This window comes from Nocardioides sp. GCM10027114, from assembly GCF_042659625.1.
Classification (GTDB): Bacteria; Actinomycetota; Actinomycetes; order Propionibacteriales; family Nocardioidaceae; genus Nocardioides.
In genome coordinates this window covers 138,778-164,190 of record NZ_JBHSSS010000003.1, presented here as the reverse complement: position 1 = coordinate 164,190, position 25,413 = coordinate 138,778, and the positions used below count along the sequence as shown (strand labels likewise).

Annotated in this window: 21 protein-coding genes and 1 tRNA gene; 7 read left to right on the top strand and 15 right to left on the bottom strand. The window is 70.6% G+C overall.

Features of this window, described 5'->3' with window-relative positions; all coding sequences use genetic code 11:
- Window positions 1-74: 74 nt before the first annotated feature.
- The 3 genes from ACFP2E_RS02985 to ACFP2E_RS02975 all read right to left on the bottom strand — a co-directional run bounded on the left by ACFP2E_RS02985 (window position 75) and on the right by ACFP2E_RS02975 (window position 2,790).
- Window positions 75-1,979, bottom strand: a complete 1,905-nt coding sequence (locus ACFP2E_RS02985) for a site-specific DNA-methyltransferase (protein WP_378522376.1) — start codon at window positions 1,977-1,979, stop codon at window positions 75-77.
- A gap of 146 nt (window positions 1,980-2,125) precedes the next feature.
- Window positions 2,126-2,464, bottom strand: a complete 339-nt coding sequence (locus ACFP2E_RS02980) for a hypothetical protein (protein ID WP_378522375.1) — start codon at window positions 2,462-2,464, stop codon at window positions 2,126-2,128.
- Complete coding sequence (locus ACFP2E_RS02975; RefSeq protein WP_378522374.1) at window positions 2,461-2,790, bottom strand: helix-turn-helix domain-containing protein; 330 nt, start codon at window positions 2,788-2,790, stop codon at window positions 2,461-2,463. The genes ACFP2E_RS02980 and ACFP2E_RS02975 overlap by 4 nt, the downstream gene beginning before the upstream one ends.
- A 676-nt stretch (window positions 2,791-3,466) precedes the next feature.
- Here ACFP2E_RS02975 and ACFP2E_RS02970 point away from each other — a divergent pair.
- Entirely contained in the window at window positions 3,467-4,441 is a 975-nt protein-coding gene (locus ACFP2E_RS02970; protein WP_378522373.1) for a hypothetical protein, read from the top strand.
- A complete protein-coding gene (locus tag ACFP2E_RS02965) occupies window positions 4,438-6,456 on the top strand; it encodes a hypothetical protein (RefSeq protein WP_378522372.1) in 2,019 nt (672 codons plus the stop codon). Before ACFP2E_RS02970 ends, ACFP2E_RS02965 begins: the two co-directional genes overlap by 4 nt.
- A gap of 235 nt (window positions 6,457-6,691) precedes the next feature.
- Here the strand turns inward: ACFP2E_RS02965 and ACFP2E_RS02960 are convergent.
- The 3 genes from ACFP2E_RS02960 to ACFP2E_RS02950 all read right to left on the bottom strand — a co-directional run bounded on the left by ACFP2E_RS02960 (window position 6,692) and on the right by ACFP2E_RS02950 (window position 7,816).
- Window positions 6,692-6,781 (bottom strand) — tRNA-Ser (locus ACFP2E_RS02960).
- Between the two features lie 83 nt (window positions 6,782-6,864).
- On the bottom strand, window positions 6,865-7,296 hold the full coding sequence (tadA, locus tag ACFP2E_RS02955; RefSeq protein WP_378522511.1) for a tRNA adenosine(34) deaminase TadA: 432 nt from the start codon (window positions 7,294-7,296) through the stop codon (window positions 6,865-6,867).
- Window positions 7,297-7,330: 34 nt separating this feature from the next.
- Window positions 7,331-7,816 (bottom strand): tRNA adenosine deaminase-associated protein, encoded by a 486-nt coding sequence (locus tag ACFP2E_RS02950; RefSeq protein ID WP_378522371.1) that lies wholly within the window; start codon window positions 7,814-7,816, stop codon window positions 7,331-7,333.
- A gap of 130 nt (window positions 7,817-7,946) precedes the next feature.
- On the opposite strand from ACFP2E_RS02950, the gene upp reads away from it, so the two are divergent.
- Window positions 7,947-8,591 carry a uracil phosphoribosyltransferase gene (gene upp, locus ACFP2E_RS02945; RefSeq protein WP_378522370.1) on the top strand — a complete coding sequence of 215 codons (645 nt, stop codon included), beginning with the start codon at window positions 7,947-7,949 and terminating at the stop codon, window positions 8,589-8,591.
- An 18-nt stretch (window positions 8,592-8,609) separates the two neighbouring features.
- Here the strand turns inward: upp and ACFP2E_RS02940 are convergent, their stop codons facing one another.
- The 7 genes from ACFP2E_RS02940 to ACFP2E_RS02910 all read right to left on the bottom strand — a co-directional run bounded on the left by ACFP2E_RS02940 (window position 8,610) and on the right by ACFP2E_RS02910 (window position 15,398).
- Window positions 8,610-9,986 (bottom strand): NAD(P)(+) transhydrogenase (Re/Si-specific) subunit beta, encoded by a 1,377-nt coding sequence (locus ACFP2E_RS02940; protein ID WP_378522369.1) that lies wholly within the window; start codon window positions 9,984-9,986, stop codon window positions 8,610-8,612.
- A complete protein-coding gene (locus tag ACFP2E_RS02935) occupies window positions 9,983-10,315 on the bottom strand; it encodes an NAD(P) transhydrogenase subunit alpha (RefSeq protein ID WP_378522368.1) in 333 nt (110 codons plus the stop codon). Before ACFP2E_RS02935 ends, ACFP2E_RS02940 begins: the two co-directional genes overlap by 4 nt.
- A complete protein-coding gene (locus tag ACFP2E_RS02930) occupies window positions 10,308-11,456 on the bottom strand; it encodes an NAD(P) transhydrogenase subunit alpha (RefSeq protein WP_378522367.1) in 1,149 nt (382 codons plus the stop codon). The genes ACFP2E_RS02935 and ACFP2E_RS02930 overlap by 8 nt, the downstream gene beginning before the upstream one ends.
- Before the next feature lie 82 nt (window positions 11,457-11,538).
- A complete protein-coding gene (gene thpR / locus ACFP2E_RS02925) occupies window positions 11,539-12,111 on the bottom strand; it encodes an RNA 2',3'-cyclic phosphodiesterase (RefSeq protein WP_378522366.1) in 573 nt (190 codons plus the stop codon).
- Between the two features lie 49 nt (window positions 12,112-12,160).
- Window positions 12,161-13,084 (bottom strand): sugar ABC transporter permease, encoded by a 924-nt coding sequence (locus tag ACFP2E_RS02920; protein WP_378522365.1) that lies wholly within the window; start codon window positions 13,082-13,084, stop codon window positions 12,161-12,163.
- On the bottom strand, window positions 13,084-14,031 hold the full coding sequence (locus tag ACFP2E_RS02915) for a carbohydrate ABC transporter permease (protein WP_378522364.1): 948 nt from the start codon (window positions 14,029-14,031) through the stop codon (window positions 13,084-13,086). Before ACFP2E_RS02915 ends, ACFP2E_RS02920 begins: the two co-directional genes overlap by 1 nt.
- A gap of 71 nt (window positions 14,032-14,102) precedes the next feature.
- The gene (locus ACFP2E_RS02910; RefSeq protein ID WP_378522363.1) at window positions 14,103-15,398 is read right to left on the bottom strand and encodes an extracellular solute-binding protein; all 1,296 of its coding nucleotides are present in this window, start codon (window positions 15,396-15,398) and stop codon (window positions 14,103-14,105) included.
- A gap of 136 nt (window positions 15,399-15,534) precedes the next feature.
- On the opposite strand from ACFP2E_RS02910, the gene ACFP2E_RS02905 reads away from it, so the two are divergent.
- Window positions 15,535-16,560 (top strand): LacI family DNA-binding transcriptional regulator, encoded by a 1,026-nt coding sequence (locus tag ACFP2E_RS02905; RefSeq protein WP_378522362.1) that lies wholly within the window; start codon window positions 15,535-15,537, stop codon window positions 16,558-16,560.
- Between the two features lie 12 nt (window positions 16,561-16,572).
- Here the strand turns inward: ACFP2E_RS02905 and ACFP2E_RS02900 are convergent, their stop codons facing one another.
- Both ACFP2E_RS02900 and ACFP2E_RS02895 read right to left on the bottom strand, forming a co-directional pair.
- Window positions 16,573-17,313, bottom strand: coding sequence for a VIT family protein (locus ACFP2E_RS02900; protein WP_378522361.1), 741 nt, complete (start codon window positions 17,311-17,313; stop codon window positions 16,573-16,575).
- Window positions 17,314-17,524: 211 nt separating this feature from the next.
- Complete coding sequence (locus tag ACFP2E_RS02895) at window positions 17,525-18,670, bottom strand: acyl-CoA dehydrogenase family protein (RefSeq protein ID WP_378522360.1); 1,146 nt, start codon at window positions 18,668-18,670, stop codon at window positions 17,525-17,527.
- A 375-nt stretch (window positions 18,671-19,045) separates the two neighbouring features.
- Between ACFP2E_RS02895 and glgX the strand changes: the two genes are divergently transcribed.
- The 3 genes from glgX to treZ are packed head-to-tail and all read left to right on the top strand — an operon-like array spanning window position 19,046 to window position 25,372.
- A complete protein-coding gene (glgX, locus tag ACFP2E_RS02890; protein ID WP_378522359.1) occupies window positions 19,046-21,241 on the top strand; it encodes a glycogen debranching protein GlgX in 2,196 nt (731 codons plus the stop codon).
- A gap of 7 nt (window positions 21,242-21,248) precedes the next feature.
- Entirely contained in the window at window positions 21,249-23,630 is a 2,382-nt protein-coding gene (gene treY, locus ACFP2E_RS02885) for a malto-oligosyltrehalose synthase (RefSeq protein ID WP_378522358.1), read from the top strand.
- Window positions 23,627-25,372 carry a malto-oligosyltrehalose trehalohydrolase gene (gene treZ, locus ACFP2E_RS02880; protein WP_378522357.1) on the top strand — a complete coding sequence of 582 codons (1,746 nt, stop codon included), beginning with the start codon at window positions 23,627-23,629 and terminating at the stop codon, window positions 25,370-25,372. The genes treY and treZ overlap by 4 nt, the downstream gene beginning before the upstream one ends.
- Window positions 25,373-25,413 lie beyond the last annotated feature (41 nt).

The window sequence follows — 25,413 nt, the reverse complement described above, 5'->3', positions numbered from 1 at the left end:
CTCGCCGCCAAGGTATCTGGCCTTGACGGCGAGTATGCGGAGATGAGAAACCGTGTCCCGCGTCGGGGTCGGAACTAGATGGTCCGGAATGCGATCTTGGCGTCCCGCAGCCGGTAGAACGCGTTGCTCTTGGCCTCGTCGTTGTTCGAGAAGGACGACTCCAGCATCACGCACCGGCTCACGCCCAGAGCCTCGACGGCATCGATCACCTCAGGGGTGATCGATGGGTGAAGGCACACCACGGTGCCCTCGCCGACGACAATCGCTTGACCGCCCGCGAACTCCTCCCAGCGCCAGTCAGCGTGCAGCGGAATACCCTCCTTGAGCATTACCTCAGACACGATCGACTCCGGAGTTGAGGCGGCGTCGAGGTGGTCGGCGAACAGCGACAGGTGCGCCCCGAGGCCATCCTCGTCGCTGGGCACCGTCGCCGGGTCCCACGTGCGGAAGTTGCTTCGTCCGAGGCGGAAGCACCGCAACCCGGGAGCCTCCTCGCCGTGCACCTGCCGTCCAGCACGGTCCAAGCGCATGCGCGTGATTTCGGGGATGGTCTCCAGCCCTGCCTTCTGCGCGTTCGAGTCATCTGCCGTGGCCTCGTCAAGCGTCACCAGCACGAAGCGGCGGTTCCCACCGTCTACCTTGTTCTGGGCCATGACCGCGTGCCCGAAGGACCCTGAGCCCGCGAAGAAGTCCAGCACCAGGTCGTCCGGCCCGGTCGCGAACTCAACGATGCGCTGAAGCACCGTCTCGTCCTTCGGGTTCTCGAAGTAGTCACCTCCCAGGAGGGCGCGAAGCCGCTTCGTGGCAGAGCGTCCGTCCTGGTAGAAGACGCTGTAGGGCACCTCGTACTCGCGGTCTCGCAGATACGACTTGAGGGTAGGCACCTTCGTCTCGTCGGATCCGAACTCGACACGTCCGTCTGCGATGAGGGCGCGCATGTTCTCTTCGGTGTACCCCCAGCCGCGAGCGGGCACAGCCACCGGCTTCCCTGTGCGGGGGTGGAGTACCGCGTACTTGCGTGAAGCCCCGCTTGCCGACGAGATGTTGTCCGGGAAGTAGATCCCCCGCTCATCGACCTTGTTGTAGTGGGACTGACGCTTGGCCGGGTCACCGTCAGACAGGTCTCGGTACCACGTCTTCAGCGAGGACGAGATTGCCTCGAAGTCGTCCTGGTGCTGCCTCTTCAAGCGTTCGAATGTTGCGTAGATGGACTCCAGTCCAGGCTTTCTGGTCCGCCATTTGCCCACGCTGTCCTTAAGGGCGGACACGTTGCGGGCGTAGGCGATCATGTACTCGTGGGACTGCGAGACGAACCGGGCGTCGTTCTTGCGCCCCGCGGCCCATACGAACTGTCCGATGAAGTTTTCGGGCCCGAAGACCTCGTCCAACAGGAGACGAAGGTTGTGCGCTTCGTTGTCGTCGATGGACACGAAGATGCAGCCGTCCTCGGTGAGGAGGTTCCGGGCAAGCGCGAGGCGCGGGTACATCATTGAGAGCCAGCCGGAGTGGCGACGTCCACCGGTGTCCGTCTTGCTGGACTTGCGGCTGCCGTCGTCGGCTACCTGTCCGGTGAAGCGCAGGTATGCGTCGAGACCCTGCGTGAAGTCGTCGCTGTAGACGAAGTCGTTGCCCGTGTTGTAGGGCGGGTCGATGTAGATCAACTTGAACTTGTCGGCGTAGCCCCGCTGGAGAAGGCGGAGCACTTCGAGGTTGTCGCCTTCGATGAAGACGTTCTGGGCGGAGTCGAAGTCGCGTGAGTGCTGCATGTCCGGGTGGAGGGTCGCGGTGGTGCCGACTGCCAGCGCCTTCTGCGCTGCGCCCTTGCCCGCCCATGTCAGGCCGTAGCGCTCCTCGCCAGCGTTGTCGTCGGGTTCGAGGGCGCGAGCGATGGCGGAGGTGTCGAGTACGCCGTCGGTGAATGCCTCTGGGAACAGCGAGCGGAGCGCGTCGCGGCGCTCATCGGTGGCGGTCGCGACCACCTTGCTGATAGCCGAGTTGAGGGCAGGCTCATGCGAACTGGGGCTGGGCATGGCTGCGGTATCGGCGTGTTCTTGGACGTGCCGTCCCGCTGGGCAGCCGGTTCGGGATGGGCGTTGAGGAGAACCGCGCGGGTCTGACCCGTGGCTTAGAAGTCGCGGTACTCCACGGTCAGGTAGTCGAGTTGCTCGTTCAGGATGTTGAGGCAGTCGAGGGCGTCGCCGTTCAGGCCGACAAGTGCACGGGCCGTCTCCGCTACGTGGGCGGTGTGCGCGTCGCTGTGCCCGAGGGTGACATGTGCGAGGACGCGTTCTAGCGCGCCGGGGCTTTCAGGTGGCAGGTACGCGGAGGGTGCGTTGCGCCAGACGAGGGTGAGGTGCGTGTCGGCGCCGTCGCAGCAGGAGAGCGTGGCGTGCCGGGACAGGAGGGGCTCGGAGGAGCGGTGCACGGTCATCGTGTGGTGCTGGCGGTGGGGCGTGTTGGTCACTCCGCCTCGACTGTGATGGTGATGGTGAGGCCGACGGCTTGGGCGAGTTGGTGCATGCGTTCGGCGGACATGGCGGATTCGCCTCGGAGCAGGCGTCGGAGTTGTTCGATTCCGACGCCCACCCGGGCGGCCAGGTCGGCGGGGCTCATTTCGAGGCGGGGCATCTGTTCGCTGACGTGGCGGGCCACTTCGTGTTGGAGGAGTGCCGCCTTGACCTTGTACTGCTGGGACGGGGGCAGTCGGGCTGGCTGGGGTGGGTCGACTACGCCGAACTGTTCGGGGTAGCGCAGGTACTTCCGGGGTCCGCGAATCACGTTCGCTTCCACCTTTGGTCGCCTGGGCACCGGGTGACGGTATGACCACATGGGACGTGGCGACGGGCGGCGACGCGGCCTGCTCCTTGCATGTGGCCGTTGGCCACATTCGGTGTGGCCAAGGGTGAAAGAGGTGGGACGGGCCGTCGAAAGCCGGACCCATGAACAACCTTCTTCTTGCCGCCGTGATGGCGGTGTCCCCGCTCGCCTCACACCTGCCGAGCGCAGTTCGAACGAATGTTCGACGTGCCGGTCGTTTGTGTGCTTTCCTGTCGACATGCGCAGTGACGCCTCGTGGTGGCTCAGACGGTGCGCCGGGTCTTCCGGCGTACCGCTCCACCACGACCCTGCGGTGTCTGTGCCCTAACACGAGGCGCTTCTGGGTCGCCGATGTCACCCAGGAGTACCGGTGTCCGACCGCCCGACGTGGCGGGGTCCGGCACGCAGCCGCAGGTTGCGGGTCGTGGACTCTGCCGAGCCTGCCGTCCCGGATTCGTCCGACCAGCCCGCCCGTCAATCGCGCCGTCCTGTCGCGAACACGGGGCCGGTTCCGCGTCCGCTGCCTGAACCGCCTACCGGGGTCGAGGTCGTGTGGCCCTCGGTCGGCTGGCTGGCCCATTACGCGGCCTGTGCCGAGGGTCGGCGGTGCCGTCACCCGGTCGGCTTCCCTGACTGGTGGCTCGACATGGTGACCCGGGGCATCCCGTACTCGTTCGACACCGACGAGGCGTTGCAGCACGCGGCCGCCCGGGTGAACCGGTTCAAGGGTCACCCGCCGCTGCTGCCCGAGCCGCTGCTGTTCACCCAGCAGGCCGTCCTCGACGCCCTGGTGGTGGCACCGGCACCGGTCACCGAATCGTGGGTGAACGGGTCGCTGGCGGCGGTTTCCGGCATCACCCGGTGGGTCCACAACACCGGGCAGCCGTTGACCCGGCAGCACGTGTTCAGTGAGGAGACCCGGTACCGGTGGGTGGACGGGGCCGGTCACCTGACCAAGGAGTCGGCGCGCATCTACGCCGTCCGGCTCGAACTCATCGCCGACCACCTCAACGGGGCGACGGTGAAGCGGCTGCCGCGCGCCACCAAGGTTCAGGAGGCCCCGGTGCAGCCCCTCACCCCGACTCAGGAGGCCGACCTGTGGACGTGGACGCGCGGGCTGCGTCCCCTCACTCGTCGGCAGCGGATGCAGGGCAGCATTGTCACCGGCCTCGGCCTCGGCCTGACCCGGGGCGAGAAGTACCTGCTGACCAAGGAGGACGTGACCGTCACCGACGACGGCGTCCTCGCCCGGGTGACCAACCCGCTCACCGGGGTCACCCGGACCGTGGCCTGCCGTCGGGACTGGGAGGAGCGGCTGGCGACGCTGGTCTTCGAGATGAAGCCGGGCCACTACGTGCTCGCACCCTGGCGTGACACCCGCCCGTCGCCTCAGAGCGCGGATGAGTCGATGCGGCGCGCCCACAAGGCCCGCCCGCCGGTGGACTTCAACAACGTGCGGCTGCGCAACACCTGGCTATGTCACCACCTCGCCGCAGGGACCCCGCTCAAGGTGCTGATGGCGGCGGCGGACATGGCGGAGGCCAACCACCTGCACAACCTGCTCACCCTGCTCCCGGACGTGTCCGACGCCGACGCCTACGCGGCGCTGCGGGGCCGGGCATGAGCGGAACGTCGCCGGGCCACCGGCCCAAGCAGAAGAACCGGGGAGGCAAGAAGAAGCCACCGGTGGACCCGGCCAAGACCGGTCGCGCGCTCCGCCAAGAGTTCACCACCGGCACCCTCACCGAACTCGCTCAGCGGCTCCGCGCCGCCCGCGCCGAATCGGTCCCGATGAACGGCCCCGACGCCGTCGGAGCCGACCAGCCGCACCCGCTGTTCGAGGAGTTCGTCACCAAGTTCGACGACCGCGACGTCCAGTCCGTCTTCGACGCCATCCGGCACTCGGACGTGGCCGAACTCATTGAACAGCGGGTCGAGGCCGCCAAGGTGAAGAAGGGCCGCGAGACCGCGCTGACCTACCGGGCGCTCATCGTCGGCATGCTGCTGACCGCCATCGACGGCAAGGGCTGCCTCGCCTCCGAAGTCGCCAAGACCCTCTACCGGCGGCTCAACCCGCCCGCCATGCGGCTCCTCGACATCACCCCCCTCCCCGCCCCGGCGACTGCCACCGAGGCCCGCAGGCAGCAGTGGATGGTCCAGAAACGGGTCCGGCAAGCGCTCCACCGCCTCCTGTCCGTGCTCGACCCCTCCATCCACCCCAAGGGCCGCGCCATGCCCTGGGTGGACCTGCGCACCCTCGACCGGCACTTGACCGACGAGGAAATCGAAGAGCGGCAGGCCGCCCTGTCGGTGTTCTGCAACTCCGTCCTGCAAACCCCCTACGACCTGCTCCCGACCAGTGTGAAACGCAAGTACCGGGGCTCCGCCGGGATGGACGCCACCCCGCTCCGCATCCACGCCCGGGGCCGCCGCGTCGACGACCTCAACGCCTCCACCGACCCCGACGCCGGGTACTACGTGCGCACCGGCGACCACGCCGAAGGCGACGACCCCAAGGTCAAGAAGGCGTTCTACGCCTACGACATCAACCTCATCGTCGCCGTCTGCGACCACCTCGGCCCCAACCAGTACCTGCCCGCCCTGCCCTACGTGATGCACCTCGACCGGCCCGGCATCGACCCCTCCGGCGCCGCCCGCCGCATGATGGCCTTCCTCCACGACAAGGGACACCAGCCCCGCTACCTCGCCGGAGACGGCCTCTACGCCAACGCCGACCCCGACGCCTTCCACACCCCAGCCCGCGACATCGGCTGGCAACTCGTCCTGCCCATCCTCGACGACGACCTCGGCATCCAAACCAGCCTCGAAGGTCTCCTCATGGTCGAAGGCACCTGGTACTGCCCGAGCATCCCCGACAAACTCATCAACGCCACCAAGCACTTCCGCGCCGGGGACATCACCCTGGCCGAGTACCAGCAGCGCATCGCCGCCCGCGAGACCTACCGCGCCCGCTTCAAGGGCACCAACAAGTCCGGCTCCCAACGGTGGTCCTGCGCCGCCTCCGGCACCCACCCCTCCGTCATCTGCGAGAACAAGGACAAGTCGAAGCAGAACCCCTTCATCGGCGGCCCCGTCCTCGGCGTCCGCCTCAAGGACCGCGCCATCCCCGACCCCGCCACCCAGACCAACGGCATCTGGCCCAAGCCGTGCCGCCAAGACTCCGTCACCATCAACCCCACCCCGCTCGGCACCACCGACCCCGACACCGCCACCACCGAAGACCAGTCCCGCCACGCCGCCGCCCGCTACACCCAAGACCTCATCTTCGGCACCGCCGAACACACCAACACCTACAACGCGCTCCGGCAGGCACAGGAGGGTCTGCACGGGTTCGCCAAGGACGACGCCTACGAAGCGCTCGGCACCCCCGGCAAGCGCCGCATCATGGGCCGTGCCGCCCAATCCGTGTTCGCCGCGTTCCTCCTCGCCGCCGCAGGCATCCGCAAGGTCCGCGTCTTCCTCCGCAACGCGCTGCGCGACAGCAACGACGACCTCTACGTGCCCCGCCGCCGCCGCAAGGGCGAACACGCCACCAGTCACCTCCCACCCGGCACCAAGGGCACCCGGGGCGACCCCGACTACGACGCGTCGGACCCCGACACCGAAGAAACCGCCTGACCCGCACCGGTCACCCACACCCGCCAGGCCCGCTCGAACCGGCCTACCCGGATTCGGGCGGGTCTTCGCCGTTTCCGGCCCCGCACACCACCTGACAGCCCGGTAGCGGCCGGTCGGGCTGGCTGCGGGATGCCCCGGAACGCAACAACGCCGCCCCGTGAACCCGTTTCCGGGCCACGAGACGGCGTCGCTGGGACTTTCGTCTCTCGGGTTACAGATTTTCGTCTGTACCCCCTGGCGGTGGCGGAGGGATTTGAACCCTCGGTGGGCTTGCACCCACAAACGCTTTCGAGGCGTTCTCCTTAGGCCGCTCGGACACGCCACCGCGCCGAAGGTTACCGGAGCGCCTCGGCGAGCCGAAATCCGGGGACCGGGAGCGCCCGGCCGGCGACACGGCGGGCGGAGAGGTCAGCGGTGACCGCGGAAGAACTCCTCCAGCAGGGCGGTCGACTCGTCGGCCAGCACCCCCGAAAGCACCTCCGGCCGGTGGTTGAGGCGACGGTCGCGGACGACGTCCCACAGCGACCCCACGGCCCCGGCCTTGTCGTCGAAGGCGCCGAAGACGACCCGGTCGACCCGCGACAGCACGGCGGCGCCGGCGCACATCGTGCACGGCTCGAGGGTGACCACCAGGGTGCAGCCGGTCAGCCGCCACTCGCCGCGCGCCTTCGCGGCCTCGCGGAGCGCGACCACCTCGGCGTGCCCGGTGGGGTCGGCCTCGGCCTCGCGGACGTTCCGGCCGCGCCCGACCACCTCGCCGGCCTCGTCGACGACCACCGCACCGATCGGCACGTCACCGGTCGCCAGGGCGGCGCGCGCCTCGTCGAGGGCGGCGCGCATCCACGCGTCGTACGTCGGTCGCATGGCGGCGGACTCAGGCGGAGGCGAGGCCGACGGCCTCGTCGAAGAGCGGGCCGAAGCCGAGCCGGCGGGCCACGTCGGAGAGCATCTCGTCGGGGTAGAGCTCGACGTCGTCGAGCAGCACGCCCATGTCCATGGCGTGCATCCCGAGGTCGCCGAGGAGGTCGAGGTCGCCGGCGGGCACCTGCTCGTCGTCCTCCTCGGGCATCGGCAGCCCGAGGAACTCCACCGCCGACCTGGCGAGCTCCCACTCGTCGGCGGCGGTGACGTCGGAGAGCAGCACGCGGGTGCTGGAGCCGGCCACCCGGACGAGCACGAAGAAGTCCTCGTCGATGGCCACCATCCCGAGCGCGCCGCCGTCGCCGGGGAAGCGCCGCAGCGCATGGGCGAGGGTCTCGATGTCCTCGATGACGTCGTGGGCGAGCTCCTGGACCTGCCAGACCCCCTCCTCCCGGTAGGCGGCCAGCGCGAAGTCCACGCCGTCGAGCTGGTCGGCCATGGCGTCTCCTCCGATCGCGTGGGCAGGCCCCGGGGTGCGGTTCCAGAGTGGCAGACGCCACCGTCCCGGGCCAACCGTTTGCCCGTCGCCGATCCGGGCACGGGGCGCGCGCTGCACTAGGGTTCGGCCCATGCGCACCCACGTCGTCGACCACCCGCTCGTCTCCCACAAGCTCACCGCCCTCCGGGACGAGACGACCGACTCGCCGACCTTCCGCCGGCTCGCCGACGAGCTCGTCACGCTGCTGGCCTACGAGGCCACCCGCGACGTCCGCGTGGCGCCCAAGGAGATCCGCACCCCTGTGGCTCCCACGACCGGCGTCGAGCTGGCCCGGCCGCGCCCGCTGGTCGTGCCGATCCTGCGCGCCGGGCTCGGCATGCTCGACGGCATGGTGCGACTGCTGCCGACGGCCGAGGTCGGCTTCCTCGGCATGGTCCGCAACGAGGAGACCCTCGAGGCGTCGACGTACGCCGAGCGGCTGCCCGACGACCTGTCCGGCCGCCAGTGCTACGTGCTCGACCCGATGCTGGCCACCGGCGGCACCCTCGCCGCGGCGATCCGCTTCCTCACCGACCGCGGCGCCGACGACATCACCGCGATCTGCCTGCTCGCCGCCCCCGAGGGCTGCGCCCGGCTCGAGAAGGACCTCGAGGGCCTCGACGTCCCCGTCACCATCGTGACCGCGGCGATGGACGACAAGCTCAACGAGAAGGGCTACATCGTCCCGGGCCTCGGCGACGCGGGCGACCGGCTGTACGGCGTCGCGCAGGGCTGATCCGGCCCGGGCTGGCCGCTACAGCGCCTTCACGGCGTTGAGCAGCTTGCCCATCGTCTCCTTGGCGTCGCCGAAGAGCAGCGTCGTCTTCGGGTCGAAGAGCAGCTCGTTCTCGATGCCGGCGAAGCCGGGGCGCATCGACCGCTTCATGAAGACGATCTGCTTGCCCTCGTCGGCGTTGAGGATCGGCATGCCGTAGATGGGGGCGCCCGGCGTCGTCTTGGCGGCCGGGTTCACCACGTCGTTGGCGCCCACCACCAGCACCACGTCGGCGTCCTTGAAGTCGCTGTTGATGTCGTCCATCTCGACGAGCTGCTCGTAGGGCACCTGCGCCTCGGCGAGCAGCACGTTCATGTGGCCGGGCATCCGGCCGGCGACCGGGTGGATCGCGTAGTCGACGCGGGTGCCGCGCTCGATCATCACGTCGACCAGCTCGCGCAGCGTGTGCTGCGCCTGGGCCACGGCCAGGCCGTAGCCGGGCACGATGATCACGCGGTCGGCGTACCCCAGCAGGATGCCGACGTCGGTCGGCCCGGCCGAGCGCACCGGCCGGTCGGACGCCTCCCCGGCGCCGAGCGTGGAGCCGCCCTTGAGGGCGCCGAAGAGGATGTTGGCGACCGAGCGGCCCATGGCCCGCGCCATGAGCAGGGTGAGGAAGGTGCCGCTCGCGCCGACGAGGGTGCCGCCGACGAGGAGCAGGGTGTTCTCGAGGATGTAGCCGCTGGTGGCGACGGCGAGGCCGGTGCCGGCGTTGAGCAGGCTGATGACGATCGGCACGTCGGCGCCGCCGACGGGCAGCACCAGCAGCACGCCGAGCGCCAGCCCCAGCAGGCCGAGCACCACGCCGACCGTCATGGCCGGCGAGGTCACCGTGGTCACCGACAGGGTCAGCGCCGCCAGCAGGCCGAGGCCGAACGCGATCGGCAGGCCGGGAAAGACCACCGGCCGCGAGGTCATCAGCTCCTGCAGCTTCGCGAAGGTGACCACCGACCCGGAGAACGCACCGGAGCCGACGACGATCGTGAACGCCGTCGCGGCGAGCGCGAAGAGGCCGGGCTCGTGGTCGACGAACTCGGCCAGCTCCAGCAGCGCGACCAGCGCCGCCGCCCCGCCGCCGACGCCGTTGAACAGCGCCACCATCTGCGGCATCTGGGTCATCTGGACCTTCTGCGCACCCACGGCGCCGCCGACGCTGCCGACGGCGATGGCGCCGACCATCAGGCCGACGTGCTCGAGGTCGAGGTAGAGGAACGGCAGCACGACCGCGATGCCGGCGGCCACGGCGCCGACCAGGTTGCCGGCGCGGGCGGTCCGCGGCCCGGACAGTCCCTTGAGGGCGAGGATGAACGCGACGGCGCAGGCGAGGTAGGCCAGCTGCACCCAGGTGGGGATCACGCGGCACCCCCGGCCTTCGCGCCGGCGCCCTCACTGGCCGCCGCAGGCTTCTTCTTCCGCGTGAACATCTGCAGCATCCGGTCGGTCACCACGAAGCCGCCCACCATGTTCACCGCCGCGAGCACGATCGCGACCAGGCCGACGACGAGGGCGAGGGTGCTCTCGGTCTGGCCGGTCACGATGATCGCGCCGAGCAGGATGATCCCGTGGATGGCGTTGGCGCCGGACATCAGCGGCGTGTGCAGGGTCGAGGAGACCTTGGAGATCACCTCGACCCCGACGAAGACGCTGAGGACGAAGATGGTCAGCCAGACCATCGGTTCACTCATGCTGGCTCCCCTCGAGGGCCTCGCGGGTGGGGGCGTGGTGGATCGCGCCGTCGTGGGTGACGCAGCAGCCGGCCACGATCTCGTCGGCGAAGTCCGGCGCGAACGCGGCGGGCTCCTCCTCGGTGGCCGGGCGGGTCATCAGGGTGACGAGGTTGACGACGTTCTGGGCGTAGAGCCGGGACGCCGGGCCGGGCATCTGCGACGGCACGTTGCGCCCGCCCCACACCGTGGCGTTGCCGACCCGGACCACCTCGCCCGGGACCGCGCCCTCGACGTTGCCGCCGCTCTCGGCGGCCAGGTCGACCACCACCGAGCCGGGCCCCATCTGCTCCACCATCTCCGCGGTCACCAGCAGCGGGGCGGGACGCCCCGGGACGGCCGCGGTGGTGATCAGGGCATCGGCCGCAGCGATGTACGGCGTGAGCAGCTCGCGCTGCCGCGCGGCCCGGTCCTCGGTCATCTCGCGGGCGTAGCCGCCGGCCCCCTCGAGGGTCTCGAGGTCGAGCTCGATCGCCTGCGCCCCCATCGACCGGATCTCCTCCGCCGCGGCCGCGCGGACGTCGTACGCCTTGACGACGGCGCCGAGCCGCTTGGCGGTGGCGATGGCCTGCAGCCCGGCGACGCCGGCGCCGAGCACCACGACCTGGGCGGGCTGGACGGTGCCGGCGGCGGTCATGCTGAGCGGGAAGAACCGGCGCAGCATGCCGGCCGCGACGATGGCGCAGCGGTAACCGGAGACCAGCGCCTGCGACGACAGCGCGTCCATCGACTGGGCCCGGGAGATGCGCGGCACCAGCTCCATCGCGAACGACGTGAGGCCGCCGTCGCGCAGGTCGGCGACCAGCGCCTGCTCCTGGTTGGTGGGGAGGAACGAGATGGTGGCGGTGCCGGCCGCCAGCTTGCGCACCGTGTCAGGTGGCAGCGGCTGCACCGACACGACGAGGTCGCTGTCCTGCAGCGCGTCCTCGTCGAGCAGCGCGCCGGCCTCGGCGTACTCCTCGTCGGCGAGCAGCGCGTGCCCGCCCGCGCCGGGCTGCACCGCCACCTCGTAGCCGAGCTCGACGAGCTTGCCGACCAGCTCCGGCACCAGCGCCACGCGCGCCTCGCCGTCCCGGGTCTCCCTGGCCACCGCGATCCTCACGCGTCGCAACCTAGCCCGGAAGTGCCCGTGGGGACAGGGATCTCGGTCCTCGGCGCGCCCGCCGCCCCAGCCGGTGGTCGCGTCAGCCCCGTGGGGTGAGGGGGAAGGAGTCGACGACCTCGTAGCGCGGGCGACCGCCGGGGCCCTCGCCGAGGTACGACGCGACGAGGTCGACGTGGTCGGCCGACCAGGCGGGACCGCGGTAGGCGTCGAGCAGCCGAACCCAGCTCGACACCTCCTGCGGCCGACCCAGGCGGGCGAGGGTGAGGTGCGGCCGGAAACGCTGCCCGTCGACCTCGATCCCCGCCTTGCTCGCGGCCGCGCGGGCCCCGGTGGCGAGCCGGGTGAGCTCGGTGCGGCCGTCGTCGTCGAGCTCGAGGCCGGCCCACAGCACCCGGGCGCGGGCGGCGTTCGGGAAGGCGCCGCCCCCTGCGAGCCGCACCGGGAACGCCGTGCGCCGGCGGGCGGCGCGCTCGAGCCGCTCCCGCAGGTCGTCGAGCCGGCGGTCGGCCACGTCGGCGAGGAAGGCGAGCGTCACGTGGAACTGCTCGGGCCGCGCCCACCGGAACGGGGCGGCCTCCCGGCGCACGGACAGGGACTCGTCGAGGTGCTCGACGGCCTCCTCGGAGGGGCTGAGAGCGACGAAGGCGCGCACCCGGACAGTCTGCCGGGTGCGCGCCCTCGTCGTGCGCCGCTCGCTCCGCTCAGCCCTTGGTGCTGCCCGCGGTGAGCCCGGCGACCAGGTGGCGCTGCGCGAAGAAGAAGACCACGGCGGCCGGGATGGTGATCAGGACGGCGCCCGCGGTGAGCAGCTCCCAGCGCGGCTGGAACTGCGGCACGAACTGCTGGAGACCTGCGCCGAGCGTGTAGTTGTCGTCGGACTGCATGAAGGCGATGGCGTAGGCGACCTCGCCCCACGCGGTGATGAACGTGTAGAACGCGGTCACCGCGAGGCCGGGCCGGGCCAGCGGGAGGATGACGCGGTAGAAGGTCGCGAACGGGCCGAGCCCGTCCAGGGCCGCCGCCTCGTCGAGCTCGCGCGGGATGGTGTTGAAGTAGCCGCGCAGCATCCAGGCGCAGAAGGGCACCGCCACCGTGCAGTAGGCGATCACCAGCGAGGCCTTGGTGTCGATGAGGCCGAGGTTGGCCATGATCGTGTAGATCGGCACGATCAGGATGGCGACCGGGAACATCTGGGTGAGCAGGAAGACCCACATCAGCCCGCGCTTGCCGGGGAAGTTGAAACGGCTCAGGGCGTAGCCCGCGGTGGCCGACATCGTGATGCCGATGACCATCGTGAAGCCGGCGACGATCAGCGAGTTGACGAACCAGGAGCCGAAGTTGGTCTCGAAGAGGACGCGGCGGTAGTTCTCCAGCGTCGGGTCGGCGATGAGCTGGATTTGGGACCGGCGGATCTCCGAGGCGGGCTTGAACGAGCTCAGCACCACCCAGGCGACGGGAAAGAGCGCCACGAACGTCGCGGTGATCAGGCCGCCGTGGAGGCCGATCGAGGCGAGCACGCTGCGGCTACGGCGCGGCCGGGGACGGCGTGCCTCCGGGCGGCGGGACGGACGCTTCGTCTCGACCTGGGTCTCGCGGACCGCCTCGGCGGGAAGCACCTCGGCCATCAGAACACCTCTCCCTGCTTGGCGAGCATCCGCTTGTACACGGCGGCATAGACGACGAGCAGCGACAGGATCAGCACGCCGTACGTCGCTGCCAGTGAGTAGTTGCGCACGCCCTCGAACGCCGCCCGGAACGCGCCCGTCACGAGGATCTCCGTCTGCCCCGCGGGTTGGCCGCGGGTGACGAAGTAGATGACCGGGAACATGTTGAAGGTCCAGATCGTCCCGAGGAGGATCACGGTCGAGCTGACCGGTCGCAGCCCGGGCATGGTGATGTTGACGAACCGCTGCCAGGGGGACGCGCCGTCGATCTCGGCGGCCTCGTAGAGGTCCTGCGAGATGGACTGCAGCCCGCCGAGCAGGGCGATCATCATGAACGGCACGCCGAGCCAGATGTTGGTCGTGATCGCGGTGAACAGCGAGGTCCAGCGGTTGGCGTACCACTCGACCGGGTCGAGCCCGATCACCGGCAGCAGCGCGTTGAACAGACCGAACTGCTGGTCGAAGAGGAAGCGCCAGGCGAAGGCCGCGACGAACGCCGGCACCGCCCACGGCACGATCAGCGCCACCCGGTAGAAGGCGCGGCCGCGCATGTTGCGGTTCAGCATGATCGCGAGTGCGAGGCCGATGCCGAAGTGGAAGGCGACGCAGGAGGCCGTCCACACCAGGGTGTTGGTGAACTGCAGCCAGAACTCGCCGCGCTCACCGGTCAGCACCGCGACGTAGTTGTCGAGACCCACGAACCGGGCCGCGTCGGGGTTGGGCTCGCAGGTCTCGCCGCCGCCCAGGGTCTTGGTACAGATCTCGTCGCGCTGGTTCGACTCGTTGAGGTTCGTGAAGGACTGCCACACCCCCTGCACGAGCGGGAACAGGACCAGCACGCCGAGCACGATGACGGTGGGCAGCACCATCGCCCAGGCGTACCAGTGCTTGTCGAAGCTCTTGCGCATGTCACTCCACTCGATCAGGGGTCGTGCTGTGCAGCGCCGGGCCCCGGGTGGTCCCGGGGCCCGGCGTCGCGTCACTCGTTGTAGTCGGGAACGACCTCGGACTTGAAGGTGTCCGCGGCCTTCTCGAGGGCCTTCGCCGGGTCGACACCCTGCACCATGACCTCGGTGCCCATGGCGTCGAGGGGGGCGAAGAAGAGACCGCCCTCGGGGATCCACGGCCGGGCGTGGGCCACGCTCATGGCCTCCTCCCACATGGCGACCTTCTCGTTCGAGATCAGCTCGTACGCCGAGTCACGCGTCGGCAGGGTGCCGAGCTTGTCGGCGGTGTAGGCCTGCGACTCCGCCGAGCTCATGAACTTCACGAAGGCGATGGCCGCCTCGGCCTTGGCCTCGTCCATGCCCGAGTAGATGACGTAGTTGTGACCACCCACGGGCGCACCGGCCTCGCCGGAGCCGGCCGGGACCGGCGCGACGCCGAGGTTCTCGAGGCCACCGAAGCCCGGGGCCTTCTCGACCTCGGAGACGGTCCACGGGCCGTTGATCATCATCGCAACCTTGCCCTCGCGGAACAGGGTCTGGACGGTGGCGTCGGCGTCGTTGGCGACCGGCTTGGGCGAGGCGCCGCTCTCGACGAGGTCCTGGGCGGTCTGCATGCCCTTCGCGTTCTCCGGGCTGTCGACGACGATCGACTGCGAGTCGATGTCGACCAGGTCGCCGCCCTCGCCGTAGATGAAGGGCAACAGGTAGTAGCCGCCGCTGCCCAGGGCGATCGCCTTCGCGCCTGTCTCCTTCTCGATGGCCGGCGCGATCTCGGCGAGCTCCTCCCACGTGGTCGGCACCTCGACGCCGGCCTTCTCGAGCAGCTCCTTGTTGTACATCAGGCCGAGGGTGTCGGTGACCTGCGGGACGCCGTACGTCTTGCCGTCGAACTGGTTGCTCGACAGCGGCGTCTCCTGGAAGTCGGCGTCCTCGAGCAGCGCGGTGCCGTCGAGCGCGTAGAGGTAGCCGAGCGAGGCGAACTCGGGGGTCCAGGCGACCTCGGCGCGCAGGATGTCGGGAGCGCCGGAGCCGGACTGGGCGGCCGTCTTGAACTTGTTCTGGGCGTCACCGAACGGAACGACCTGGTGGTCGATCGTGACGTTCGGGTACTCCTCGTTGAACTGGGCGATGAGCTCGTCGTAGACCGGGGCCTCGGTGTCGGCGCTGGACGTGTCCCACCAGGTCAGCTCGGCCTCGAGGCTGGCGGGGTCGACGCTCTCGGCGGCGTCCGGGTTGTCGTTCTGCGTGCTCGGCTCGTCGCTGCCGCAGGCAGCGAGGGTGAGCGCGAGCGCGGCGGTGCCGGCGAGTGCGGGCAGCAAGCGACGCATGAATGCTCCTTGTAGTGAGGACGGTCACGCGGAAGATAGCAACGCGATTGCAAGAAATGGAAGCCCTTGCAGTCATCGTTGCCGGATCCTTGCAGAGTGCTTGCACATTCACCCACCTGCAGGGTTGGATTGCGGCATGGCCACCCTCGCCGACATCGCTGCCCAGGCGGGCGTCAGCGAGGCCACCGTGAGCCGGGTCCTCAACGACAAGCCCGGCGTGAGCGACGCCGCCCGCCAGAACGTGCTGGCCGCGCTCGACGTCCTCGGCTACGAGCGCCCCAGCCGGCTGCGCCGCCGCAGCTCCGGGCTGGTCGGCCTGGTGGTCCCCGAGCTCGAGAACCCGATCTTCCCGGCCTTCGCCCAGGTCATCGACGACGCCCTGGCCAGCCGCCGCTACACGCCGGTGCTGTGCACCCAGTCCCCCGGCGGCATCTCCGAGGACGAGTACGTCGAGTCGCTGCTCGACCACGGCGTCGCCGGCATCCTCTTCGTCTCCGGCCGCCACGCCGACACCCGCGCCGACCACCAGCGCTACCACGCGCTCATCGAGCGCGGCATGCCCGTGGCCTTCGTCAACGGCTACGCGCCCGGCCTCTCCGCCCCCTTCTTCTCCACCGACGACCTCGAGGCCATGCGGCTGGCGGTCACCCATCTCACCCAGCTCGGGCACACGCGCATCGGACTGGCCATCGGCCAGCGGCGCTACATGCCGGCGCGGCGCAAGATCGAGGGCTTCGTCGCGGCACTGCGCAGCACCCTCGGGCTCGAGGAGGCCGAGGTCGCGGACTGGGTCAGCGAGAGCCTGTTCAGCGTCGAGGGCGGGGCCGCCGCGACCCGGGAGCTGGTCGAGCGCGGTGCCACCGCCGTCGTCTGCGGGTCGGACCTGATGGCGCTGGGCGCGGTCCAGGCGGTCCGCGAGGCGGGCCGCTCCGTACCCGACGACGTCTCCGTCATCGGCTTCGACGACTCGCGGCTGCTGCGCTTCATCGACCCGCCGCTCACCACGATCCGGCAGCCGGTCGCCGCGATCGGCCTGGCCGCGGTGGCGGCGCTGGCAGACGCGATCGAGGGCGAGCCGGTGCCGGCCCACGAGTACCTCTTCGAGCCCGAGCTGGTGCTGCGCTCCTCGACGGCGCCCGCGCCGGTCGCGGCGTCGCGCTGACTCCCCCGGCCGTCAGCCGATCTGGGTGCCGACGGCCGAGCCGACGGCGTACGTGACCCCCATCGCGACCAGCCCGCCGGTCACGTTGCGCAGCACCGCGCGGCCCGTCGGGCCGTAGCCGAGCCGGGCGCTGGTCCAGCCGGTCAGCGCCAGCGCGACGGCCACCGACACGACGGTGAGCGGGATGCGCAGCGTCGCCGAGGCCAGCGTGATCGTGAGGAGCGGCAGCATCGCGCCGACCGTGAAGGCCAGGAACGACGCCCAGGCCGCCGCCCACGGGTTCGTGAGGTCGCCCGGGTCGATGCCGAGCTCGATGTCGGCGTGGGCGGCGAGCGCGTCGTGCTCGGTGAGCTCGACCGCCACCTCGCGGGCCAGCTCCTCGCTGAGCCCCTTCTGCATGTACATGCCTGCGAGCTCCGCGAGCTCGTCGTGCGGGTCCTCGGCCAGCTCGCGGCGCTCCTTGTCGAGCAGCGCCCGCTCCGAGTCGCGCTGGGTGCTCACCGAGACGTACTCGCCCGCAGCCATGCTGATCGCGCCGGCCACCACACCCGCCAGGCCGGCGACCAGAATCGCGGTCCGGTCGCTCGTCGCGCCCGCCACGCCCATGACGAGGCCCGCGATCGAGACGATGCCGTCGTTGGCGCCGAGCACCCCCGCCCGCAGCCAGTTCAGCCGGGCACCGAAGCTCTCCGTGTGCGGCTCGTCGTCGTGCGGCCCCACCGGCAGGTGCACCGCGCCCGGGTCTCCGGTCATGGACCCATCGTGGTGTGCCGGTCCGCGCCGGACAAGGAAGGTGAGGCAGGGCTGGGCTTCGGCCGCGGGGGCGTCGCGATCCCCGGATATCCGGGGATCGCCCCGCTTCTGGGCCACTGGAGTGCCCTGGAAGCGGGGCGAGTGGCCGAGCGGTGGGACAGACGAGGCCACGGGGCGATCCCCGGCGGCCTCGTCTCTGGCGTGGAGAGGGTTACAGACCCAGGTCCCGGCCGATGAGCTCCTTCATGATCTCGTTCGAGCCGGCCCAGATCTTCGTGACGCGGGCGTCGCGCCAGGCACGGGCCACGCGGTACTCGTTCATGAAGCCGTAGCCACCGTGCAGCTGCACGCAGTGGTCGAGCACCTCGCTCTGCACCTGCGCGGTCCACCACTTCGCCTTGGCGGCGTCGATCGGGCTCAGCTCGCCGCGGGTGTGCGCCATGACGCACTGGTCGACGTAGTGCTGGGTGACCTCGACCTGCGTGTAGAGCTCGGCCAGCAGGAACTTGTTGTGCTGGAACTGGCCGATGGACTGCCCGAACGCCTTGCGGTCCTTGCAGTACTGCAGCGTCTCGTCGAGGATCTGCGCCGCGTGGGCGAGGTTGGTGATCGCCGACCCCAGCCGCTCCTGCGGCAGGAACGTCATCATGTGGATGAAGCCCTGGTCGAGCTCACCGATGATGTTGGCGTCGGGGACGCGGACGTCCTCGAAGAACAGCTCGGCGGTGTCCGACTCGTCCTGGCCGACCTTGTCGAGCTTGCGGCCGCGCGAGAAGCCAGGCATGTCGGCCTCGACGCCGAAGAGCGTGATGCCCTTGGCCTTCTTCTCCGGGCTGGTGCGCGCGGCGACCACGACCAGGTCCGCCGAGTAGCCGTTGGTGATGAAGGTCTTCGACCCGTTCAGCACCCAGCTGTCGCCGTCCTTGACGGCGGTGGTCTTCAGCGCGGCCAGGTCAGAGCCGCCGGACGGCTCGGTCATGCCGATGGCGGTGAGGACCTCACCGCTGCAGAACCCGGGCAGCCACCGCTGCTTCTGCTCGTCGTTGGTCAGGTGCACGAGGTACGGCGCCACGATGTCGCTGTGGATGCCCACGCAGGAGGGCAGCGCCATGTTCACCTTGGCGAGCTCCTCGGTGAGCACGGCGTTGAAGCGGTAGTCGCCCGCCTCGGAGCCGCCGTACTCCTCGGGGATCTCCAGCCCGAGGAACCCCTGCTTGCCGGCCGCGAGCCAGAAGTCCCGCGGCAGCGCCTTCTCCTGGATGTGCTCCTCGACGTGGGGCACCACCTCGCGGTCCAGAAACTCCTTGACCGACGAGCGGAAGGCCTCGTGGTCCTCGTCGTAGATCGTCCGCTTCATGCCTGAATCCTACTCACGAGTAGTCAAGAGCGGCTGTTGCTCAGGTCACCCGCCGCCGTCCGCTTGTGCAAACTCGCGGCCACCCTGCCGATTGCAGGATCCCCACTCACCCGCACCCCCTCCGCTCGCACAGCGTCGCCGATCCGGACCGGCCGGGAAACCGCGACGTCGCCGCTGCCCCGCCACGGGACCGGCGGAGGTAGCGACATGACCCCGTCCTAGGAACGGGACCGGTGCTGGCATGCTCGTGAGACCAGCACTCCCGTCCGGCCGCCGACAGCGGTCGGCTGGACCACCGGGACGCAGTACTGCCCACATGGTTTGATCGTTCAAACCGTGGGGTACGACCCGGTCACCGATCATCAGGAGGGTTTCGTGGAGATCTGGCCCGGGACGGCCTACCCGCTGGGGGCGACGTTCGACGGCAGCGGCACCAACTTCGCGCTGTTCAGCGAGGTCGCCGACCGCGTCGAGCTGTGCCTGTTCGACATCGGCCCGCGCGGCAAGGTCACCGAGACCCGCGTGGAGCTGAAGGAGGTCGACGCCCACGTCTGGCACTGCTACCTGCCCACGGTCCAGCCCGGCCAGCGCTACGGCTACCGCGTGCACGGCCCGTGGGACCCGGAGAACGGCCTGCGCTGCAACCCCAACAAGCTGCTGCTCGACCCCTACGCCAAGGCCACCAGCGGCGAGATCGACTGGGACCAGGCCTGCTTCGGCTACAACTTCGGCGACCCCGACTCCCGCAACGACGAGGACTCCGCGCCGCACATGACGTACGGCGTCGTCATCAACCCGTTCTTCGACTGGGAGGGCGACCGCCAGCTCTTCATCCCCTACAACGAGTCGGTCATCTACGAGGCCCACGTCAAGGGCCTCACCCAGCTCCACCCCGACGTGCCCGAGGAGCTGCGGGGCACGTACGCCGGGCTGGCGCACCCGGCGATCACCGAGCACCTGAAGCGGCTCGGCGTCACCGCGATCGAGCTGATGCCGGTGCACCAGTTCGTCCAGGACAGCACGCTGCTCGAGAAGGGGCTGCGCAACTACTGGGGCTACAACACGCTGGGCTTCTTCGCCCCGCACGCCGAGTACGCCGCCGCGTCGCGGCAGAAGGGCCGTGAGGGCCAGCAGGTCCAGGAGTTCAAGTCGATGGTCAAGGCGATGCACGCCGCGGGCATCGAGGTGATCCTCGACGTGGTCTACAACCACACCGCGGAGGGCAACCACCTCGGCCCCACGCTGAGCTTCAAGGGCATCGACAACCCGGCGTACTACCGGCTCGTCGAGGACGACAAGCGCTACTACATGGACTACACCGGCACCGGGAACTCCCTCAACGTCCGGCACCCCCACTCGCTGCAGCTGATCATGGACTCGCTGCGCTACTGGGTGACCGAGATGCACGTCGACGGGTTCCGGTTCGACCTGGCCGCGACGCTGGCCCGCGAGTTCTACGACGTCGACCGGCTGGCGACGTTCTTCGAGCTCGTGCAGCAGGACCCGGTCGTCAGCCAGGTGAAGCTGATCGCCGAGCCGTGGGACATCGGCCCCGGCGGCTACCAGGTGGGCGGCTTCCCGCCGCAGTGGACGGAGTGGAACGGCGCCTACCGCGACACCGTGCGCGACTTCTGGCGGGGCGAGCCGTCGCTGGGCGAGTTCGCCAGCCGCATCGCCGGCTCCTCCGACCTCTACGAGCACACCGGCCGCCGGCCGTTCGCCAGCATCAACTTCGTCACCGCCCACGACGGCTTCACGCTGCGCGACCTCGTCTCCTACAACGAGAAGCACAACGAGGCCAACGGCGAGGACAACAACGACGGCGAGAGCCACAACCGCTCGTGGAACCACGGCGTCGAGGGCCCGACCGACGACCCCGAGATCCTCGAGGCGCGGGCCCGCGAGCAGCGCAACATCCTCGCCACCCTGCTGCTCAGCCAGGGCGTGCCGATGCTGCTGCACGGCGACGAGATGGGTCGCACCCAGCACGGCAACAACAACACCTACGCCCAGGACAGCGAGATCAGCTGGGTCCACTGGGACGAGGCCGACGAGCCGCTCATCGAGTTCACCGCGGCCCTGGTGAAGCTGCGCCACGACCACCCGACGTTCCGGCGCAAGCGGTTCTTCACCGGCACCTCGGTCCGGGTCCCCGACGGCGGCGACGGCGACCGGCTCAACGACATCGTCTGGCTCCACCTCGACGGCCGGCCGATGGAGCAGGAGGACTGGGACAACGGCACGGCGCAGGCCATCGGCATGTACCTCAACGGCCACGGCATCGCCGGCCTCGGCCCGCGCGGCCAGACGATCGTCGACGACCACTTCCTGCTGTACTTCAACGCCGACGGCCCGACCGAGGTCGTGCTGCCGCCCGAGGAGTACGCCGAGTCGTGGGACGTCGTGATCGACACCGGCGGCGCGCTGTCGCGGGAGGACGCCTACGCCGCGGGGGCCGCGCTCAAGCTCGAGACCCGCAGCGTCGTGGTGCTCCGCGAGCACCAGGAGCAGGCCCCGGAGCCCGACCACTCGGTGGCGGCCTCCCTGGCGGCGCACGCCAAGCGGGGCTGAGGCCCGGATGCGCGTCCCGGCCAGCACCTACCGCCTGCAGGTGACGGCGGACTTCGACCTGCACGAGGCGGCCCGGCGGCTGCCGTACCTCCACGCGCTGGGCGTCGACTGGGTCTACCTGTCGCCGCTGCTCGCGGCGGAGCCGGGCAGCGACCACGGCTACGACGTCGTCGCCCACGACCGGGTCGACGATTCCCGTGGCGGCAAGGACGGCCTGGCCGTCCTCGCCACCGAGGCCCGTCGCCTCGGCATGGGCGTGCTCGTCGACATCGTCCCCAACCACGTCGGGGTCGCGACGCCCGCCCACAACGCCTGGTGGTGGGACCTGCTCACCCACGGCCGCGGGTCGCGGTTCGCGTCGGCGTTCGACGTCGACTGGGAGGCCGGCGGCGGCAGGATCCTGATCCCGGTGCTCGGCGACGACGACCGCTCGCCGGAGGGCGGACCGGTCGGCAACCTCGCCGTCGTCGACGGCGAGCTGCGCTACCACGACAACCGGTTCCCGCTGGCACCCGGGACGTGGAGCGAGGGCGACGACCCGAACGAGGTCCACGACCGGCAGCACTACGAGCTGGTCAACTGGCGCGTGGGCGACACCGACCTCAACTACAGGCGGTTCTTCACCGTCACCTCGCTGGCCGGCATCCGGGTCGAGGACCCCGCCGTCTTCGACGCAAGCCACGTGGAGATCCGGCGCTGGTTCGACGAGGGGCTGGTCGACGGCCTGCGCGTCGACCACCCCGACGGGGTCCGCGACCCGAAGGGCTACCTCGACGACCTCGCCCGGCTGACCGGCGGCGCCTACGTGCTCGTCGAGAAGATCCTCGAGCCCGGCGAGGAGCTGCCGCGGTCCTGGGCGACCGCCGGCACCACCGGGTACGACGCCCTCGCGCTGGTCGACCGGGTGCTCACCGACCCCGCCGGCGAGAAGCCGCTCGACGCCCTCGAGGCGCGGCTGCGGGGCGGCGAGCTCCACTGGCCCTCCTACGTCTTCGCGCGCAAGCTCGAGGTCGCGCAGGGCTCCCTGCGCGCCGAGGTGCGCCGCATCGTGCGCGAGGTCCGCGAGCTCGACACCTCCGTGGCGGAGCCCGTCCTGGAGGAGGCCGTGGCGACCCTGCTGGCCGCCTTCCCCGTCTACCGCTCGTACCTCCCCGAGGGGCGTGACCACTTCGACGAGGCGCTCGAGCGGGCCCGGATCGACGCCCAGCACCTCGACCCGACGGCGTTCGAGGTCCTCGAACGGGTGCTCGGCGACCCCGACGCGGAGCCCGCCAAGCGCTTCCAGCAGACCAGCGGCATGGTGATGGCCAAGGGCGTCGAGGACTGCTCCTTCTACCGCTACTCCCGGCTCACCTCGCTCAACGAGGTGGGCGGCGACCCGTCGACGTTCGCCCTCGACGTCGCGGCCTTCCACGACGCGATGGTCCGGCGGCAGGCCGACTGGCCCCACGGCATGACGACGCTGACCACCCACGACACCAAGCGCAGCGAGGACGTCCGGACCCGCATCAACGCGCTCGCCGAGGTGCCGCAGCGGTGGGAGGAGGCGCTGGACCGGCTGCTGGCCCTGGCGCCGCTGCCGGACCCGGGCTTCGGCTCGCTGCTGTGGCAGGCCGTGCTCGGAGCCTGGCCCGCGAGCCGCGACCGGCTCCACGGGTACGCCGAGAAGGCGATGCGCGAGGCCGGCGACCACACGACCTGGACGGCGGTCGACGCGGACTACGAGGCGGCGGTGCACGCCGCCGTCGACGCCACGTTCGACGACCCGCGGGTGGCCGAGGTCCTCGAGGGGCTCGCCGCCGACCTGGCCGGCCCGGGGTGGAGCAACGCACTGGCCGCGAAGCTGGTGGCCCTCACGATGCCGGGCGTCCCGGACGTCTACCAGGGCAGCGAGCTGTGGGAGCAGAGCCTCGTCGACCCCGACAACCGGCGGCCGGTCGACTTCGACGTCCGCGCCGACATGTTGTCCGAGCTGTCCCGGTCGTCCGCGACCGGAGCGGCGCCCCCGGGGCTCACCGACCGGCTCGACGACCCCGGCAGCGCCAAGCTGCTGGTCACCCACCGGGCGCTCACGGCCCGGCGCGACCGGCCCGGGCTGTTCACGACGTACCGGGGTCTGGCTGCGGACGGCGAGGCGGCCGACCACGTCCTCGCCTTCGACCGCGGCGGCGCCGTCACCGTCGCCACCCGGCTGCCGGTCGGGCTGGCCGCGCGCGGCGGCTGGGGGGGGACCACCCTCACCCTGCCGGCCGGGACGTGGCGCGACGCGCTCAGCGGCCGCGCGGTCTCGACGGGCTCGACGCCTGGTGCCGCAGGCCCGAACGAGGTGCAGCTCGCCGACCTGCTCGCGGACCTGCCCGTCGCCCTGCTGCTCGAGGAGGACAAGTGAGCCGAGGTCGCTTCGACGTCTGGGCGCCGGCGCCCGACCGGGTCCGACTGCTGGTCGACGGCGACGTCGTCGACATGGAGCGCGCGGGGGACGGCTGGTGGACCCCGGCAGCCGCGGTGCCGGACGGCGAGGTCGACTACGGCTACCTGCTCGGCGACGACGACACCCCGCGCCCCGACCCGAGGTCGCGGCGGCAGCCCCGCGGCGTCCACGACCTCTCGCGCACGTTCGACCCGTCGACGTACGTCTGGAACGACCACACCTGGACCGGCCGCCAGCTGGCCGGCTCGGTGGTCTACGAGCTCCACCTCGGCACCTTCACCCCCGAGGGCACCCTCGACGCGGCGCTGGAGAAGCTCGGGCACCTGCGCGAGCTCGGCGTCGACCTCGTCGAGCTGATGCCGGTCAACGCCGTCAACGGCACCCACAACTGGGGGTACGACGGCGTGCTCTGGCACGCCGTCCACGAGCCGTACGGCGGCCCCGAGGCCTACATGCGCTTCGTCGACGGCTGCCACGCGGCGGGGCTCGGCGTCATCCAGGACGTCGTCTACAACCACCTCGGGCCGTCCGGGAACTACCTGCCGCTCTTCGGGCCCTACCTGAAGACCGGGCGCAACACCTGGGGCGACCTGGTCAACCTCGACGGGGACGGGTCGGCCGAGGTCCGGCGCTACATCCTCGACAACGTGCGGATGTGGCTGGAGGACTACCACGTCGACGGGCTGCGGCTCGACGCCGTGCACGCGCTGTCCGACGAGTCGGGCCGGCACCTGCTCGAGGAGATGGCGGTGGAGGTGGCGGCACTCTCCGCCCACCAGCGACGGCCGTTGACGCTGATCGCGGAGTCCGACCTCAACGACCCGCACCTCGTCACCCCGCGCGAGTCCCGCGGGTACGGGCTGGACGCGCAGTGGAGCGACGACTTCCACCACGCCGTGCACGTCGCGCTCACCGGCGAGACCGACGGCTACTACGCCGACTTCGCGCCGCTGTCGGCGCTGGCGAAGGTGTGCGAGCGGGGCTTCTTCCACGACGGCACGTGGTCGTCGTTCCGCGGCCGCGACCACGGCACGCCCGTGGACACGGACGCGATGCCGACGTGGCGGCTCGTGGTGTGCAGCCAGAACCACGACCAGATCGGCAACCGCGCCGTCGGCGACCGGATCACCGAGAAGCTCGACGAGCACCAGCTCGGCTGCGCCGCGCTGCTCACCCTGGCCGGGCCGTTCACCCCGATGCTCTTCCAGGGCGAGGAGTGGGGCGCCTCGACCCGCTTCCAGTTCTTCACCTCCCACCCCGAGCCCGAGCTGGGCCGGGCCACGGCGGAGGGGCGGATCACGGAGTTCGAGCGGATGGGCTGGGACCCCGACGTGGTCCCCGACCCGCAGGACCCCGAGACCTTCCGGCGCTCGAAGCTCGACTGGGCCGAGGCCACCTCGGGGCGGCACGCGCGGCTGCTCGACGCCTACCAGCGGCTCGGCGCGCTGCGCCGCGCGCTGCCCGAGCTGACGGACCCGTCGTTCGGGTCGGTGCGGTGCGAGGTCGACGAGGAGGCGCGGCTGTTCCTGATGCGGCGCGGGGGGCTGCTCGTGGCGGTCAACTTCGGCGAGCAGGAGGCCGTGGTCAAGGAGGCCGACCTGGGGCTGGGCGAGCTGCTGTTCGCCACCGGGCCGGACGTCGTCGCCGAGGACGTGCTGCGGCTGCCGGCCCACGCCGGCGCGCTGGTGCGGGCCCGGTAGGTCACCGCACCAGCGCGCCCGGCGCAGGGAGTCGGTTGAGG